A 12414-nucleotide genomic window follows, 5' to 3' on the forward strand; every position below is an offset into this window, starting at 1 on the left:
GACCTTGGTGGCCGCCTGCCAGTAAGTGAGCAGACCGCTGAGCACGAGGCTCAGCGCCAGCACAATCGAGATGTTGCGGATGATGGTCGCGCTCAGCGACTCGGATTTGTGAGGTCCGAACGGATTGGCGAAGCTCATCAAATCGTTCAGTCGCGGCATGGCTCCATCCCGATCTGTTCGTCAGCGCGCGAGATCGCGGGCGACGCGAAAGCCGACGCTGAAGTTGCGAAACTCCGGAACGTTGCGCACGCGCATGGCCGAGCGCATGGCCTTCGGCGGGTAGAAAACGGAGCCGCCGCGGAGAACGCGCACGCCGCGCGCGGGCGGACGGTTGCCGACCGCCGCGCAATCGTCGGAGAGGCGCGGCGTGCCGTCCTTGGGACCCGACGCGTAGTCCTCGCAATAGAAGTCCGCCACCCACTCCCAGACGTTGCCGTGCACGTTGTGAAGCCCCCACGGGTTGGGCGCAAACGCGTCGGCCGGCGCCGGTGCCTTGGCGTCCCACTCGCTGCCGCAGCCCTCGCACGCCGCGCGCACGATGCCGTCGTCGGGAAGCGTGTCACCCCACCAGAAGGCGGTGCGCGTACCCGCGCGCGCGGCCATCTCCCATTCCGCCTCGGAAGGCAGGCGATAGGCATGGCCCGTCTTGGCGGAGAGCCATTTGGCGTAAGCGGTCGCGTCGATGTGGCTGACGCCGACGATGGGCTGGTCCGGGCCGGTGATCGCCTCACCGAGATTGCGGTAGTAGCGGCTAGCGCCGGTCTCGATGTGGTGGCGGCCGCCGGGCTCGAGCCACTCGGGCGGCTGGCAGCCGCCGTCCGCCATGCAGGCCTTGTACTCGGCGACCGTCACCGGGCGCGCGCCGATGGCGAAGGCGCGGACCGTGACCGAGGTCAGCTTCTCGTCGTCGCCATGGTCGGCCTCGATCTCGGGCGAGCCGATCGCGAAGCCGAGCGGGGAAGCCGGCACCACCACCATGGGTGGGCAGCCCGCGGCGGACTCGCAGTCCGAGAACCGCTTGGCGCCTCCGGCGACGTATATCTCGATGCGGGCGCTCGATTTCTCGCCCACGCGGAGCGAGACGACGCTCAAGCCCAATTCCGTAGCACGCGCGGCGACCGCCGCCTTGGCACCGGGCTCGCGGTCGAGGACCGCCTGCAGGGCGCGGCCGTCGGCCGCCGTCGCGGCCGCTTGCGCGTCCCCTGCGGCGAGGACCGCCGGCCAGACGGCCGCGAGCACCCCGACCAAGGGCGCAACCACCCGGGCAAACAGGGAAAGATTCAGCGCAGATCTCATGGAAACTTTCAGTGTAACAAGGTAACAACTCCTATGGTATAAATTGTCGCATCACGCAAGAGCCGGGAAGCAGAAACCCGCCACTCGGTAAGCACGCCCTGCCCCGGAAGCCTCAGAAAGGATCGGACCCATGAGCCATCATCGCCTGTCCCGCCGATCACTCCTGGTGGCCCTCGGGCTCGCGGCCTGCGCTGCCCCCGGCGCATCCGTTCTCGCCGCCGACGAGGACCTGTGGCCCGGCCTCAAGGAGGAGGTGTTCGGGGAACGCGCGATCGCCGAGGACGACGGCGCCGTCACTCTCTACGCGCCCGAGCGGGCGGAGGATGCCGCCCTGGTGCCGCTCAGCATCCGCATCCCCGGCAACGTAGCGCCGCACGCCGTTGCGCTGACGCTGATCATCGACCGCAACCCGGCTCCGGTCGCAGCGACGTTCAGCTTCGGCGAAGCCTTCCGCGCCGGGCCCGATATCGGCGAGCGGCAGCTCGCAACCCGCATCCGGCTCGATTCCTTCTCCAAGGTGCGGGCGATCCTCGAGACGGCTGACGGACGGCTGCACATGTCATCGCGGTTCGTGTCGGGCGCCGGCGGATGCTCGGCCACGCCGTCCAAGGACATCGAGCAGGCGCTGGCCGGACTCGGCAAGATCGACATCAAGGCGATGTCGGAACCGGCACGCGGCGAGAGCTTCCGCGAGGCGCAGGTGATGATCCGCCACCCCAACTTCACCGGACTGCAGATGGATCCCGATACGCGCGGCTATGTGCCGGCGCGCTTCGTGGACGACCTCGAGGTGAAGAGCGCGGGGCGGCTGCTGTTCCGCATGCAGGGCGGGATCTCGATCTCGGAGAACCCGCACTTTCGCGTGAGCTACAGCAGCCTCGCCAAGGAGGCGGTCGAGGTGAATGCCAAGGACACCGAGGGCCTGCGCTTCTCCGAGCGCTCGGAGCCGAGCGGATCGTAGAAAGCACGGGCCGCGTCGGCCCGCGCGAGCCGGAGGAGCCTTGCAGGATCACTCGCGGGCGAGGCGCAGCAAGTCCTCGGCGAGGAGATCGAGCCCGTCCACCATGTCGGTGTTGACGAGCAGCGTGATCGACATCCACGTGTCCGTGCCGCCCTTGGCGCTGCCGGTCGCGATCAGGCTGTAGGACGTATAGCCCGGCACGAGCCCGGAATGCGTGAAGACGTCGCCTTTGGCGCGATGCTCCACGAACCAGCCCATGCCATAATAGAGATCCGGCGTCACGCGCGCGCCGTCCGAGACCATGAGCGCAAAAACATCGGGCGGCAGCACGCGTCCGCTCATGAGCGCCGCGTTCCAGGCATAGAGATCCATGGCGGAGCTCGCGATGTCGGCGCTGCCCTTGAGCCAGTCCGGCTGGTCGAACACCGGCTTCTTGCGGTGGATCGGACGCGCCAGTATCGCGCCCGGCGCGTAGTCCTCGACGAACCCCGTCTCGACCAGGCCCGCGCGGGGAAAGATGGTACGGCGAAGGATATCGTGATGGGAGCGCGGGACCGGCTCGCCGGGCGCGAGCGCTTCCTCGATCACCTCGGCCAGCAGGAAGTAGCTGGTGTTCGAGTACTCGAACGTGTTCGGCCAACCCCAGGGCTCGAGCTTTTTCAGCTCCGACAGCAGCTCGGGTGCGCCGATGCGGCCCCAGGGGTCCGTCGCCGACGGAGGACGACGCGTGAAGTTCGGCAGGTTCGACGTCATGGTGAGCAGCGTGCGCAGGGTCACAGGCTGCTTGCCGTTGTCCGCATCCATGCCGGGCCAGTGATCCACGCCTTCGAATATCCGCGACAGGGCGAGGTCGAGCGTCAGCGGCGTGCCGTCGCGCAGGCGGGCCTTGCGGCCGATGAGATCAAGCACGGCGGCGGCCGTGAACTGCTTGGCGATGGACCCCACATGATAAACGGTGTGAGCCGTGGCGGGCATGCCAGGCTGCGGCTCGCCGTAGCCCTTGGCCACCATCGCGCCGGCCTGGTCGCCGATGACCAGCGCGAGCGAGGCCTCGGGCAGCGTGCCGCGCGTGGCATCGACGCGGGCCAGAAACTGGGTGACGAGCCCGTCGACCGCGGCCGACTTGGCCGGCGTCCAGGCGGACGAGACGGCGGGGGAGGCGCCGAGCGCGAGGACGAGCAGGCCCGCGACGGCGCGCAGCGCCGCGCCGAGGCCGCACGCTTCGCCCAGCCTCGAAGCGGAAAGAAGGATCCAAACCCGCCACATGGAGTTGGGCCACGCCGCGTTGAGCCATGAACTGTTGGAATTCTCGGTGGCGGTCCGAGACGAGTCAAGGCAAGCCGGACGCGGCATGGATGGCAAAAAGCCCCGGGCGGGCTGCCCGGGGCTTTCTCGCAATTCTCAAGCGGTCGCGCCGCAACCTCAGTAGCGGTCGGTCGGAACACGGGCGGCAGGGTTCGAGCCGGCCTCGGGATCGGCCGGATTGGTGTTGCTCGGCCCCATCTGCTGGTTCTCGTTGGTGTTCGGGTCGGACGGGTTGCCCGCCGGCGAGTCGAGGCCGGATTCACCTGAGCCCAGGCCCTCGGTGGCGGAGCCCGAGCCGTCCGTGGTGCCTGGCGGTGATGTCGGAACGCGCGCTGCCGGATCGGAGCCAGCCGCCGGATCCGCCGGATTGCCGACGCTCGGACCCGGCTGTTGGTTCTGGTTCGTGTTGGGATCCGCCGGGCTGTCGCCGGTCGACGACTGGGCCAGCGCGCTCGAGGTGCTGAACGCAACGGCCAGTGCCGCGAGAAGGGATGTCGTTCTGGTCATGCTCCATCCTTTTCTGTGTGTGATGGTCGCCTCCCCTGCCGGTAGAACTCACCCTATGAGATCGAGTTCCGACGCGCGCCCTCCTCGATCGAGCCACGATTTCGCGTACGCTGACCGGGCGGCCGCGCGGTCAGCGCGTGGCTGGTGCGTCCATGAAGAAGCTCTGTACGACGTCGGAGGCGTCGGCGTCCTGCGGAGGCGAAGCGGTGCCGGCGGCCCGCTGTTGCTCGGCGCGGTGCAGCCGCTCGAGGCATGCGGCGATCTGGGCCGGCAGCCTCTGCTCCTCCGACTCGTAGATGCGCTTCAGCCGCGCACCGAACATGCTTACCAGCTCTGCCCCGTAATCTCGTTCCATCTCGTATCTCCTTACCGCGCCCTACTCCTTCCCAGCGCTCACTCTTCCAATCAACCAACGCGACAGCAGTTCCTCGTGGAACATTGAAAATTCGTCATGCTGCACTGGGACTTGCCTCTCCGGATCAGTCACGTGGGAGCACCCCGGACATTAACGATAAGACCTGCGGCGCCGATGAAGTTCCATCGTTACCGCGATGCTCGTCGCCGCGGCGGGCGCGGAAGGTGCGGAACCGTTTCGTGCGGGCGGGATTGAACCCTCATGACCATATCGTCGTCAGACTTGTCGGACCCCAAGCCACCGCCGCGGAAGCCGGTGCTGCCGAGCCAGCCCGACGATCGCCAGCGCCCGAACCAGCCGATCGAACCCTCAGGCGACGCGGAGCATCCCGTCGATGTCCCTCCCGAGGAGGCTGAGCAGCGCGAGCAGGATCCCCGTTCACGGGACACGCTCTAAGCTTCGAGGCCGCAGGACTCCCTGGCTGGCATAGCCCGAGCGTGTTTGCCCTCCCCTCCCCGTTTCCACGATGCGACGGAGAGCTCTTGTGTCGTTGGGCTTTCATTGTCGATCGGGCCGGTCCGCCGGGCTCTCACGGCGCAGCGCGGTGAATGTGAACCAAATGCTCGCGGCGGCTGTTTATGGGGCAAGCGGTCTCACAACCGCGTCGTCCCCAATCAACACAAACAATAGGAGGATGCCCATGGCACGCGCGACAGCCCATCCCGATCACCGCCTGATCTCCAGCGAGGACGTGCACGGCACCGATGTGATCGGCGCCAACGAGGAGGTGATCGGCGAGATCGACCACCTTCTCATCGAGAAAGCCAGCGGCCGCGTGGCCTACGCGGTCATGAGCTTCGGCGGCATCCTCGGCCTTGCCCACAACCACTATCCGATCCCCTGGAGTGCGCTCAAATACGACAAGGCCGTCGGCGGTTTCCGGACCGGTATCACCGAGGATCAGCTTCGCAACGCGCCCGAGTTCAGCGACGACTCCTGGACCGACCGCGCCTGGGAGGCGCGCACGCACCAGCACTACGGCGCGCCGGAATACTGGACCAGATGACGCGAAACGTGGAGACATGACATGACAAAGGCCTACACGGACAACACGAACGCCTCGGATCCGCCGGGCGGCAAGCGGCACAACCCGGCCTTCCATCCCGACAGCAAGCTGCCGCCGGAGCAAGGTCTCGAACCGCCTCGCCCGCGGAAAAGGAAACCGGCCTCCGGCGCGCGGCGCGCTGCAAAATCGAAGCGCTAGCGCCCGAGGCTCCCCGGTGTCGGATTGGGTGTTCGTCCGCCGTGTGCTCACCGTGCTCGCCATCGGCGCGCTGGCGCTTGCGCTCTGGACGCTCTCCGATCTTCTGCTCCTGATCTTCGCGGCTGTGCTCTCGGCGATCGCGCTGCGCGCCCTCGCCGCGCCGCTGGCGGAGGGAACGGGCATGCGCGAGCCGCTCGCGCTCATGGCCGTCGTGCTGCTCCTGGTCACCTTCGCCGCCGCGCTCGTGCTGCAGTTCGGCTCGCTGATCTCTGAGCAGACGGTGTACGTGCTGCAGAATGCCCCGGCGGCCCTGCAATCGCTGGCGCAGGCGCTCGGTCTCGACCTCAACTCCCTGTCCAGGGATTTCGGCGGCTCCGCGCTCGGCGCGCTCGCGTCGCGCGCGGTTACGATCGGCTCCAGCATCATCGAGGGCGTGGCGGCCTTCATCCTGGTCGTGGTCGGCGGCCTCTACCTCGCCGCGGCGCCCCAGACCTACCGGCGCGGCCTCATCGCCCTGTTCCCGGAGCGCTGGCACAAGCCCATCAGCTCCACCGTCGACGACAGCGCGTTCGCACTCACGCGATGGCTGCGTGCCCAGCTCATCGCCATGGCGCTCGTCGGCACTATGACCGGCCTCGGCATGTGGCTGGTCGGCGTGCCCTCGCCGCTGGCGCTCGGGCTGATTGCGGGGGTCACCGAGTTCATTCCGATCGTCGGGCCGATCGTGGGTGCCATCCCAGCCCTGCTGCTCGCCTCATCGAGCGGCTGGGAGCTGACGCTCGCCGCGCTGGCGGTGGCGGTCGTCGTCCAGCAGCTCGAGAACAATCTCATCATGCCGTTCGTCGTCGGGCGGGTCGTGGAGCTACCGGCCGCGGTTGGCCTCTTCGCGACGGTGGCGATGGGGCTCCTCTTCGGGCCGCTGGGGCTCCTGCTCGGCTATCCGCTCGCCATCGTTGCGGACGTGACGATCCGGCGGCTCTATGTGCGCGAGGCGCTTGGCAAGACGGTCGAGATTCCGGCGGAGCGCGAGCGACATGCAGAGGCGGAGGCGAAGCCGGCCGCCTGAAGCATCAGCCGGAACTTTTAGACGCAACAGGCGTCCTTCCGGACGCCGAGGTCGGGAGACAGGCCTTGCAGACCTTACCTTTCATGTTTTCGATGCTCGTCGCCGTTGCGCTATCGGCCTGCGGCGAGGAGCCGGCGTTGCCGGAGCAGGCGACGGTCGGCCCGGAGCCGAAACTCGCAGAGCCGAAATCGTCGCTCATCCCCACCGTAAACATTGCACCGGCCGTCGGCTGGCCCGAAGGCGGCAAGCCCAAGGCCGCGCAAGCACTGGCCGTCACCGCCTTTGCCGGAGGACTCGATCATCCGCGCTGGCTCTACGTGCTCCCGAACGGCGACGTGCTGGTGGCCGAGACCAACAAGCCCGAGGGCAGCGGCGGCCGCGGCGGGATCGGCGGCTGGGTGATGGGGCAGATGATGAAACGGGCCGGCGCCGGCGTGCCGAGCGCCAACCGCATCACGCTCCTGCGCGACGCCAACGGCGACGGCATCGCCGAGACGCGCTCGGTGTTCCTGTTAGGCCTCAACTCGCCGTTCGGCATGACGCTCGTCGGCGGCGACCTCTACGTCGCCAACACCGATGCCATCGTCCGCTTCCGCTATACGGACGGCGCAACGGAGATCCGCGAGGCCGGCACCAAGGTCGTCGACCTGCCGGCACTGCCGTACAATCATCACTGGACGAAAAACATCATCGCCTCGGCGGACGGCACGAAGCTGTTCGCGACCGTCGGATCGAACAGCAACGTCGGCGAGAACGGCATCGCGGCCGAGGAGCGTCGGGCAGCGATCCTCGAGATCGATCTCGCGCGCGGCACATCACGCGTGTTCGCGTCCGGCCTGCGCAATCCGAACGGCATGGACTGGGAACCAAAGACCGGTGTGCTGTGGACCGTCGTCAACGAGCGCGACGAGATCGGCCACGATCTCGTGCCGGACTATCTTACGTCCGTAAAGGACGGTGGCTTCTATGGATGGCCGTATAGCTATTTCGGCCAGCACGTCGACATGCGCGTCACGCCGCAGAACCCGGATCTGGTAGCCTCGGCGCTGGTGCCGGATTACGCCCTCGGCGCCCATACCGCCTCGCTCGGGCTTACGTTCGCGAAGGGCACGCTGCTGCCGGAGCGCCTGCGCGAGGGGGCGTTCATCGGGCAGCACGGATCGTGGAACCGCGTGCCGCCGAGCGGCTATCGGGTGCTGTTCGTGCCTTTCAAGGACGGCAAGCCCGACGGCGAGCCGGAGCCGGTGCTGACCGGCTTCCTCAACGACAACGGCGAAGCCCTGGGGCGGCCGGTCGGTGTCGTCATGGACAGTGCTGGAGCGCTGCTTGTCGCCGACGACGTCGGCAACATCGTGTGGCGCGTGACGCCGGATACACAACCCGCAAGCGCGGAGGTGCAGCCGCCCGGCTAGCCGTCCCGGCACCTTGCTCAGAGGCGCGCCTTGCGGACATAGCTCTCGGCGGCGGCGGCATCGTGCCAGCCGACGATGCGCGCGTCCTTGTCCGTAAAGAGCGTTGCGTTCAGAAAGAACGCCTCGAGCTCCGACTTGGCGCGATCGGACAGCGTGCCGTCGATCTCGAGCGTGTCGCCGCCTTCCCACGCCGGCGCCAGGATCAGGCGCGGATTGCTCACGCGTCCCTTGGAGCTCTGCTGGTCCACGGCGACCAGCGCCAAGCAGCGGCAGGGGAGCACCGCGCCCGGGAAGCTCGTCGCGCGATGCAGGCACAGCGCATCCACCGCATCGCCATCCTCGCTCAGGGTGCCGGGGACGAAGCCCCAGTCGAACGGATAGGAGAGCCCGGCCGTCAGGCTGCGCGAGACGGTGAAGATCCCCTTCTCCTCGTCGAGCTTGAACTTGATGGTGGACCCGCGCGGCGTCTCGACCACCATCTGCACGCGGCCCTTGGCGTCAAAGGGCTCGACGTGGGAAAAGTTCGGCATCGGTTCCTCATGGTTAGCGATTTTCGACTGACCGGCGGAACAGGGCCCGCAACCTCGGCGTTCTCCCCACGCAAATGGAGGCGTGCCATGGTCCGGCTCCCAAAAAAGTCCAGAACGAGCAAGTCAAAGTTCCGCGCAACACTCCCGAACACCGGCGACCTCGAGAGCACGATGTACACGATCCTGCTCATCGTTGCCGCCGTTCTTCTCATGGGGTTCGTGCTCAACACCTCGAACCATATGAACCGGCTCAAGCTGCCGCCCTCAGTGCCGACGATGACGCTGTAGCGAGCCTGATGCCCTTCTCTTTTGCGCGCCTACTGATGGTTTGGTAAACTCACCGGCAACCGTGTCCCTTGCCGTCACAGGCCTGCCGGCGCGCTTTTCGTCATAATGCGCATCGTCACCGTCGGCCGTGTGACGGAAGAGACCGGGGTTGCCCGTGGTGCAACGCAGCCCAGGAGGATGCCATGTCCATCTCAATTGCGCAGGTCGTCGTGTGGGCCATCGTCGGACTGATCGGGGGCAGCCTCGTCGGCCTGATCGTCAAAGGCGAGCGCAAGGGCTTCGGGTTTCTGACCAACCTCGGGCTCGGCCTCGCCGGTGCGCTGGTGGGCGGGCTGCTGTTCCGCCTGCTCGGGCTCTTTCCCGAGCTCGATCAGGTCGCAATCTCCTTGAGGGACGTGGTGGCGGCCGTCGTCGGATCGCTGCTGGTCGTTGCGGGGCTCTGGTTCCGCCAGACCAAAAGTGCCGGGCCGTGAGCGATCCTGCGGGTGTTGGAGCGGGCGATGGGAATCGAACCCACGACACTCAGCTTGGGAAGCTGATGTTCTACCACTGAACTACGCCCGCACGCGGCACCGATGCGATGCCCAAGGTCTCAGTCCGCTGCGTTCCGCCGCTTAGGCGGCACGCGCTGACCATCGAATAATCGGTTGCGCGCGCCCTGCAAAGAGGAAAGTGGAGGCGCAGCCCCCTCCCCGCGGAGGGATGCGGCAGCCTGCCGACAGGGCGCGACCACCGTTTGTCGCGCCGAAGCTGGTATCCCTCTCTCAGAAGAACGACAGGATCTTGTCCAGCAATCCCTCCGGCTCGAGCTTCTTCGAGCTTTTCTGGGGATCGATCGAGTTGACCGAGAAGACGCCGTCCGGAAAGCGCTGCGCGTAGAATGCGTAACCGTACCCTCGCGGCAACGCCTTCGAAATGATGATCCAATCGATCGAGTTGTCCTTTTCCAGGATGTTCGCGGGCACCTTCACCGCGTCAGGCTGCCCATCGTAGAGGCCGTTCAGAAGGTCCTGCTTGGCGACCGCGATCTCGCTTGTGGAGTCCGTGAAAGCCAGCGGCTTGCCGCTGGCTATGGCGTCCTTCATCTGTTTGTCGAGGGCCTTGCTGAACGTCGATGCCCACTGCTTGAGCGAGTTCGGATATGGCGCACCCTTGATTGCCCCGAACTTCCAATTGCAGTCGAGGTAGGGCGTTGCGTTCTTATAGCAGGGCGGAACCACAAACGGCCGCTCCAGCGTCAAGCCGCGGTCCGGATCGAGGAGGAGCTCCAGCTTCTCCTGATCGACGCGGGTGAACTCCTCCTGTTTGATGGCGTCCACCGCCGCCGCGAACTCCTCCACCGTATCGAAGACCGGGATGCTCCCGCCGCCGCGGGCCTCGGCCAATTGCTCTTCGAGCCCGCGCACGATCGTCTGCTGGTCGCGCAGAATGTACGTCGGAAGCCGCTGCCCGGTCTCGGGATCGAACTTGGTGCCGCTGGCCAGGCCCATGCAGAGCGTTTCCGGCGTGAAACCCTTGGCACGGTGGTTGGCCATCAGCTTGTCGGAAACGAACAGCTCGGGCTCGCCCGGCAGCAGGTCCGTCCCTTCGTAGCATTTCGTGTTGAAGTCGGGCGGAACGGGAGTCGTATCGCCGACGGGGCGGATGAGGATGCCGAACGGCACGAGTTCGCTCGGCGAGGTGAACACGACGGGAAACTCAGGTGGATCCGCGAGCGCGGACGAGACAGGGGCCGAGAGCAGGATTGCGCACAGGACTGCGCCGCGGAAACGGAACTGCATGTCACCTCCAACTCTGAAAATGTATGAAGCTAATGTCTTGTGGATACCCCTCACTGCCGTGATGGGGCGATACTCCTTTTCGGAAACAGCACGTCGACGATCTCCAAACGATCCAGCACCTGAAATGTGATGCGCTGACCCTCTAGGCCGGTCGCGGTCTTGTAAGACGCAAGCGCGGCGTTCGTCGCGTCGTCCATCACGCCGCTATCGGGCACGCCGCCGATGCCCGCCTTGCGCAGCGCGTCCTGCAGGATTTTCACGCGGTCGCTGCGCTGGAAGACAGGCGACAGGTCATACTCGGCGTAGTTGATCATCGCCTGGCGGTTGCCCCGCTCGTAGGCGAGGCGCACCCAATGCAGGCCCGTCTTCATGTCGATCTCACCGCCAAGGCCTTCCATGAGCGAGTTGCCGTAATAGAGCTGGGCCTGATCAAACCCGAGCTGGGCCGCCTTGTGATAAAGATCGAGCGCCTCCTGGTAGCGTCCCGCCTTCTCGAGCGCGCGGCCAAGGTTGTGCATGATACGGGGGCTGCCAGGCTGCTCCTTCAGCGCCGCCTCACAGGCGGGGATGGCCTTCGCCGCGTCGATGTCCTCCAGCACAACGCCCTTGAGGGAAACGTCGTTATCCGTGTCGACCGCGAGCAGGTCGCACTCGAGTGGCTTCGGGCGCGCAACGAGATAGAGGGAGCCGGTCAACGCCGAGCGATACTCGGGGTGCTGCTGGCCGCCGGTCTCGGCCCGCACCGCCGCGCTCGTGGTCTTCAGGACCGATTCGAAGTCCGCGTCCGGGGTCGCGAGCGCAGCGGCGAGTCCTGCAGCATAAGGGCTGTTGGAGCCCCTTCCGTCGGACGCGGTTTTGCTGGGCTGGGTGGCATAGGCGACAAGCAGGCCGCTCGTTCCCTGCGGCCATCTCTTGCCGTCCTCGACCGGAAGCTCGATCGGCGCCAGGCCGTCTCCACTGACATGGGTGCCGCGGGCCCTCAGCGCCTCCCCAAACGGGTTGTCGCGGCAGGCGTCGAGCAGCAACACGCGCGCCTTCGCGGCCTTGTCGAGCCCCTCCAGCAGCGCGCGCACGGGATAAAGATTGGCGAGAGGGTTCTCGACATTGGGATCGAAATCGACTGGGACGATGTAGTTCTCGGAGTCGACCTGCAGCCCATGACCCGCATAGTAGATGAGCGCGATTTCCGAACCCTGCGCCTTGGCCTTGAAGGCCTCGACGGCGGACGCCAGCTCCCGCGCCGGCAAGTCCAAGAGGCTCTCGACACGGAAGCCCGCGTCCTGCAACCGCTTGGCGATCAGGGTGGCATCGGCGACCGGATTCTGCAGTGGCGCCGTCTTGTAGGCGGAAAACCCGATGATCAGCGCGGTGCGGACGCGCTTGTCGACGTAGTCGTCGTCGGATTGGACGCCGCCAGCCTGGGCAACCTGTTGGATGAGCACAAAGAAAATTGAGAAACAAACGAAGAGTCGAAAATTCATCGTCATCGATGCGCCGCAAAAAATGGGAACTCGTCATCACATTCATCATATGACGGAGACATAATTGAGACTTGCGTTGACCCTTCCTACCTAAGGGCTCGCTGATACCGCGCGATCACACGAGCGATCGCACAGGCTTGCGCCTGTGATCAATTCCCCTGCCGCGCG

Annotated in this window: 15 protein-coding genes and 1 tRNA gene; 8 read left to right on the forward strand and 8 right to left on the reverse strand. The window is 66.3% G+C overall.

Annotated elements, in window-relative coordinates:
* Positions 1–180: 180 nt before the first annotated feature.
* Positions 181–1296: a formylglycine-generating enzyme family protein gene (locus IT540_RS13295; protein ID WP_291178627.1), complete on the reverse strand. Its 1116-nt coding sequence runs from the start codon at positions 1294–1296 to the stop codon at positions 181–183.
* A gap of 130 nt (positions 1297–1426) precedes the next feature.
* Between IT540_RS13295 and IT540_RS13300 the strand changes: the two genes are divergently transcribed.
* Positions 1427–2257: a quinoprotein dehydrogenase-associated SoxYZ-like carrier gene (locus IT540_RS13300; protein ID WP_291178630.1), complete on the forward strand. Its 831-nt coding sequence runs from the start codon at positions 1427–1429 to the stop codon at positions 2255–2257.
* Positions 2258–2305: 48 nt separating this feature from the next.
* On the opposite strand, the gene IT540_RS13305 is transcribed toward IT540_RS13300, so the two are convergent.
* The 3 genes from IT540_RS13305 to IT540_RS13315 form a co-directional block, all read right to left on the reverse strand.
* On the reverse strand, positions 2306–3523 hold the full coding sequence (locus tag IT540_RS13305; protein ID WP_291178634.1) for a serine hydrolase domain-containing protein: 1218 nt from the start codon (positions 3521–3523) through the stop codon (positions 2306–2308).
* Positions 3524–3679: 156 nt separating this feature from the next.
* Positions 3680–4069: a hypothetical protein gene (locus IT540_RS13310; protein ID WP_291178637.1), complete on the reverse strand. Its 390-nt coding sequence runs from the start codon at positions 4067–4069 to the stop codon at positions 3680–3682.
* 130 nt (positions 4070–4199) lie between these two features.
* Positions 4200–4424, reverse strand: coding sequence for a hypothetical protein (locus IT540_RS13315; RefSeq protein ID WP_291178640.1), 225 nt, complete (start codon positions 4422–4424; stop codon positions 4200–4202).
* Positions 4425–4685: 261 nt separating this feature from the next.
* Here IT540_RS13315 and IT540_RS13320 point away from each other — a divergent pair, with 261 nt between their 5' ends.
* The 5 genes from IT540_RS13320 to IT540_RS13340 all read left to right on the forward strand — a co-directional run bounded on the left by IT540_RS13320 (position 4686) and on the right by IT540_RS13340 (position 8166).
* The gene (locus IT540_RS13320) at positions 4686–4880 is read left to right on the forward strand and encodes a hypothetical protein (protein ID WP_291178643.1); all 195 of its coding nucleotides are present in this window, start codon (positions 4686–4688) and stop codon (positions 4878–4880) included.
* A gap of 244 nt (positions 4881–5124) precedes the next feature.
* Positions 5125–5490 (forward strand): PRC-barrel domain-containing protein, encoded by a 366-nt coding sequence (locus IT540_RS13325; RefSeq protein WP_291178646.1) that lies wholly within the window; start codon positions 5125–5127, stop codon positions 5488–5490.
* A 21-nt stretch (positions 5491–5511) separates the two neighbouring features.
* Entirely contained in the window at positions 5512–5688 is a 177-nt protein-coding gene (locus tag IT540_RS13330; RefSeq protein ID WP_291178649.1) for a hypothetical protein, read from the forward strand.
* 16 nt (positions 5689–5704) lie between these two features.
* A complete protein-coding gene (locus IT540_RS13335; RefSeq protein WP_291178652.1) occupies positions 5705–6754 on the forward strand; it encodes an AI-2E family transporter in 1050 nt (349 codons plus the stop codon).
* An 83-nt stretch (positions 6755–6837) separates the two neighbouring features.
* A complete protein-coding gene (locus IT540_RS13340) occupies positions 6838–8166 on the forward strand; it encodes a sorbosone dehydrogenase family protein (RefSeq protein WP_291178715.1) in 1329 nt (442 codons plus the stop codon).
* A gap of 17 nt (positions 8167–8183) precedes the next feature.
* On the opposite strand, the gene IT540_RS13345 is transcribed toward IT540_RS13340, so the two are convergent.
* The gene (locus IT540_RS13345; protein WP_291178654.1) at positions 8184–8696 is read right to left on the reverse strand and encodes an inorganic diphosphatase; all 513 of its coding nucleotides are present in this window, start codon (positions 8694–8696) and stop codon (positions 8184–8186) included.
* An 87-nt stretch (positions 8697–8783) separates the two neighbouring features.
* On the opposite strand from IT540_RS13345, the gene IT540_RS13350 reads away from it, so the two are divergent.
* Both IT540_RS13350 and IT540_RS13355 read left to right on the forward strand, forming a co-directional pair.
* Positions 8784–8984, forward strand: coding sequence for an LPXTG cell wall anchor domain-containing protein (locus IT540_RS13350; RefSeq protein ID WP_291178657.1), 201 nt, complete (start codon positions 8784–8786; stop codon positions 8982–8984).
* A gap of 182 nt (positions 8985–9166) precedes the next feature.
* Positions 9167–9457: a GlsB/YeaQ/YmgE family stress response membrane protein gene (locus IT540_RS13355; protein WP_291178660.1), complete on the forward strand. Its 291-nt coding sequence runs from the start codon at positions 9167–9169 to the stop codon at positions 9455–9457.
* A gap of 16 nt (positions 9458–9473) precedes the next feature.
* On the opposite strand, the gene IT540_RS13360 is transcribed toward IT540_RS13355, so the two are convergent.
* From IT540_RS13360 to IT540_RS13370, 3 genes are all read right to left on the reverse strand, one after another.
* Positions 9474–9548, reverse strand: a tRNA-Gly gene (locus tag IT540_RS13360).
* A 200-nt stretch (positions 9549–9748) separates the two neighbouring features.
* The gene (locus tag IT540_RS13365; protein ID WP_291178663.1) at positions 9749–10765 is read right to left on the reverse strand and encodes a hypothetical protein; all 1017 of its coding nucleotides are present in this window, start codon (positions 10763–10765) and stop codon (positions 9749–9751) included.
* Between the two features lie 50 nt (positions 10766–10815).
* Complete coding sequence (locus IT540_RS13370) at positions 10816–12207, reverse strand: caspase family protein (RefSeq protein ID WP_291178667.1); 1392 nt, start codon at positions 12205–12207, stop codon at positions 10816–10818.
* Positions 12208–12414: the final 207 nt, after the last annotated feature.

Source organism: Hyphomicrobium sp. (assembly GCF_020852195.1).
Lineage (GTDB): Bacteria > Pseudomonadota > Alphaproteobacteria > Rhizobiales > Hyphomicrobiaceae > Hyphomicrobium_C.

What these genes read in the sequence shown, in the direction of transcription:
- IT540_RS13295 (WP_291178627.1), bottom strand. Translation starts at nt 1,296, where the DNA reads ATGAGATCTGCGCTGAATCTTTCCCTGTTTGCCCGGGTGGTTGCGCCC.
- IT540_RS13300 (WP_291178630.1), top strand. Translation starts at nt 1,427, where the DNA reads ATGAGCCATCATCGCCTGTCCCGCCGATCACTCCTGGTGGCCCTCGGG.
- IT540_RS13305 (WP_291178634.1), bottom strand. Translation starts at nt 3,523, where the DNA reads ATGTGGCGGGTTTGGATCCTTCTTTCCGCTTCGAGGCTGGGCGAAGCG.
- IT540_RS13310 (WP_291178637.1), bottom strand. Translation starts at nt 4,069, where the DNA reads ATGACCAGAACGACATCCCTTCTCGCGGCACTGGCCGTTGCGTTCAGC.
- IT540_RS13315 (WP_291178640.1), bottom strand. Translation starts at nt 4,424, where the DNA reads ATGGAACGAGATTACGGGGCAGAGCTGGTAAGCATGTTCGGTGCGCGG.
- IT540_RS13320 (WP_291178643.1), top strand. Translation starts at nt 4,686, where the DNA reads ATGACCATATCGTCGTCAGACTTGTCGGACCCCAAGCCACCGCCGCGG.
- IT540_RS13325 (WP_291178646.1), top strand. Translation starts at nt 5,125, where the DNA reads ATGGCACGCGCGACAGCCCATCCCGATCACCGCCTGATCTCCAGCGAG.
- IT540_RS13330 (WP_291178649.1), top strand. Translation starts at nt 5,512, where the DNA reads ATGACAAAGGCCTACACGGACAACACGAACGCCTCGGATCCGCCGGGC.
- IT540_RS13340 (WP_291178715.1), top strand. Translation starts at nt 6,838, where the DNA reads ATGTTTTCGATGCTCGTCGCCGTTGCGCTATCGGCCTGCGGCGAGGAG.
- IT540_RS13345 (WP_291178654.1), bottom strand. Translation starts at nt 8,696, where the DNA reads ATGCCGAACTTTTCCCACGTCGAGCCCTTTGACGCCAAGGGCCGCGTG.
- IT540_RS13350 (WP_291178657.1), top strand. Translation starts at nt 8,784, where the DNA reads ATGGTCCGGCTCCCAAAAAAGTCCAGAACGAGCAAGTCAAAGTTCCGC.
- IT540_RS13355 (WP_291178660.1), top strand. Translation starts at nt 9,167, where the DNA reads ATGTCCATCTCAATTGCGCAGGTCGTCGTGTGGGCCATCGTCGGACTG.
- IT540_RS13365 (WP_291178663.1), bottom strand. Translation starts at nt 10,765, where the DNA reads ATGCAGTTCCGTTTCCGCGGCGCAGTCCTGTGCGCAATCCTGCTCTCG.